Here is a 2,164-nt window from a genome sequence, read left to right as displayed (position 1 = left end):
TCGGCTTTCCCGTAAACTTCTCAAGCCCAAGCAGGTACTGCATGTAGGGGTTCTCCTGAATGGCTTGGATGGTCTTCTCGTCGCTCAGTTTTTCCACATGCTTCACGATTAGCGCTCCCACCACCATGCGGGCGGGCTTGTTGCCGGCACCGTTGTGACTGTTCCTCAGACGTTTGTTGTATTCCTTCTCTATCCTGTCTCAGGGAAGGTGGTCGGCCGGCTTGACCCAACGGTTGGATTTGCTCAACCCCGAAAGTGACTCCTGAAGTTCAAACAGGTCGTGACTACGATATTGAGAGTAGTATTTCATTTTACGTCGTTGATGTTTTAACAACCAAAGGTAGTCATTTTTGGTGAATTATACAAATAATATAAGATATATATTATTGAATATCAGCGGATTATGTTTATTTAGCAGACCCTAAATAAGCGAATTTGAGAGGGCTATTTGTTCAAATAATTGACTATTTCCAATTTTTCAAAAACTGCGTTCGGGACAAGCAGGGTTTTAAGGAGATAAACCGAAAACGAGTAAATATTCTGTCGCTATCTTGAAACGTACACACGCACCCATTCACCCCCACCTATGTTGTACATGGTGAGCGTCTCCTCAAAAAAAAACATGGGCTTTTTATTGTGCCAATGGGTTTATACCAAAAGCGAAACGAAGCTCCACGCTTTTTTCACCGATCCCCAGCCGTACCTTAACAAAAGCATTGAACTTGTTCCATATTTGCCTCGCGCCATTTTTCCGAGAGCAAAACCGTAAGTTCAATTAAGACTTTTTACTTAAATTTGCAAACGTAGTTGCATTTTGAAGTTGAATCTACGATAAAAGAAAAAATGGCTAAAAGAAGGGCAAGAGAGGAAAATAATTACAGAGAACTGTATCGAGCAGTAACGGGAAAAACATTCTTTGTCAGCGACGAAGGCAAAGACTCCAATCAGCTTTTGAAGGAGATTTTAAACCTAAAGGAAAAATACGAGCATATTCTCGAATTAGACGAAAGAGATGAACATCAACAAAACTACAAAAGAGGGCGAGGACGTACCCTATAATACTTATAGCCCTATGTCTTTGATTATGTCTTTCAATACGTCCTCCTTGACAGTCGTGTACTCGGACTTATCATAGATTTCCAAGAGATACACTTCTCCGTCCTGTTCTGTTGTTAAGACGTTATATGTGATGATTCTCGCTCCGCTGGACTTTCCACCCCCTTTTGACTTGATAGCAATACGGATTTTTCGGATGCCTGGCGTTAGTTCTGCACCTTGCAATGGATTCTCTTCAAGAACTTTCTTAAGTTTCTCTATGTCTGACTTAATAGACTTGTGCCGCTTTGCCAAGGCTTTTAAACTCTTCGCAAATGTCGGGGTTGGTACAATTCTAAAGCTCATCGAGAAGTTCGCTCATTGAAAGTTCTTTGATTTTTCCCTCTCTCATCAACTTCACCTCCTGTAAAGCCATGCGAAGACGCTCTACAAGGTCTGCCTTGTTTGTGACACTGTCTTTGGACGTTACAGGAGTAATTCTAAAACTTCCAAGCCCCCTTGCTTTAAGGATTAAATCTTCACCATTGTTGGCAAGCATCAAAAACTTCCTTTGGCTCGCCCTAAATTCTCTCGCACTAACTATTTCCATATTTTTTAATTTTAATTTCTATTGCAAAGATAGAAAAAACGTACCATATCGGCACACATATAAATATATTTTAACGCGCTGTAAAGAGATTGCTAAAAAACGCTTACGCTACCCCCCCCACCCCCAAAGGGGAAAGTTTTCGTTTTTCCATTTTATTTCTTTTCCGCTTTTCAAGAGAGAGCAATCCGATAAAAGCCTTATTTCTGTTATAGACAACGTCTGTTATGTCTATCCTCGCGCGCGTATTATGCCCGCAAAAAGGGCTCTAACTATCACAAATTTAATGCTAACTATCACAAATTTAATGTTAAAACGACCTTCCGTAAGTTCAATTAAGACATCCAAGAAGACAAAGTAAGCGGTGGAGACTTATACAAGAACTGCCGTCATCAGCTGAAGCGCCGCAAGCGCCCAGTTGGAAAACACATGCCCATCAAAGACCGCACCAGCATAAAGGAGCGGCCGCCTGAAGCAGACGGAACAAGGCTCGGAGATTGGGAAATGGGCTTGATCGTCGAA

At 41.7% G+C, this 2,164-nt stretch carries 4 protein-coding genes; 1 reads left to right on the top strand and 3 read right to left on the bottom strand.

Going from position 1 to position 2,164, the window contains the following annotated elements; all coding sequences use genetic code 11:
* A partial coding sequence (locus HMPREF1640_RS13035; protein ID WP_255327718.1) for a transposase occupies positions 1–169 on the bottom strand: 169 nt, incomplete at its 3' end.
* A 674-nt stretch (positions 170–843) separates the two neighbouring features.
* Between HMPREF1640_RS13035 and HMPREF1640_RS12295 the strand changes: the two genes are divergently transcribed.
* Complete coding sequence (locus tag HMPREF1640_RS12295) at positions 844–1,059, top strand: hypothetical protein (RefSeq protein ID WP_156098814.1); 216 nt, start codon at positions 844–846, stop codon at positions 1,057–1,059.
* Between the two features lie 3 nt (positions 1,060–1,062).
* On the opposite strand, the gene HMPREF1640_RS12290 is transcribed toward HMPREF1640_RS12295, so the two are convergent.
* Entirely contained in the window at positions 1,063–1,401 is a 339-nt protein-coding gene (locus HMPREF1640_RS12290) for a hypothetical protein (RefSeq protein ID WP_036895347.1), read from the bottom strand.
* The gene (locus tag HMPREF1640_RS12285; RefSeq protein WP_036895345.1) at positions 1,391–1,645 is read right to left on the bottom strand and encodes a hypothetical protein; all 255 of its coding nucleotides are present in this window, start codon (positions 1,643–1,645) and stop codon (positions 1,391–1,393) included. The genes HMPREF1640_RS12290 and HMPREF1640_RS12285 overlap by 11 nt, the downstream gene beginning before the upstream one ends.
* Between the last annotated feature and the right edge of the window lie 519 nt (positions 1,646–2,164).

The sequence above is a fragment of the Prevotella sp. S7-1-8 genome (assembly GCF_000758925.1).
Classification (GTDB): domain Bacteria; phylum Bacteroidota; class Bacteroidia; order Bacteroidales; family Bacteroidaceae; genus Prevotella.
This window is presented reverse-complemented; position numbering and strand designations above follow the sequence as displayed.

What these genes read in the sequence shown, in the direction of transcription:
- HMPREF1640_RS12295 (WP_156098814.1), top strand. Translation starts at nt 844, where the DNA reads ATGGCTAAAAGAAGGGCAAGAGAGGAAAATAATTACAGAGAACTGTAT.
- HMPREF1640_RS12290 (WP_036895347.1), bottom strand. Translation starts at nt 1,401, where the DNA reads ATGAGCTTTAGAATTGTACCAACCCCGACATTTGCGAAGAGTTTAAAA.
- HMPREF1640_RS12285 (WP_036895345.1), bottom strand. Translation starts at nt 1,645, where the DNA reads ATGGAAATAGTTAGTGCGAGAGAATTTAGGGCGAGCCAAAGGAAGTTT.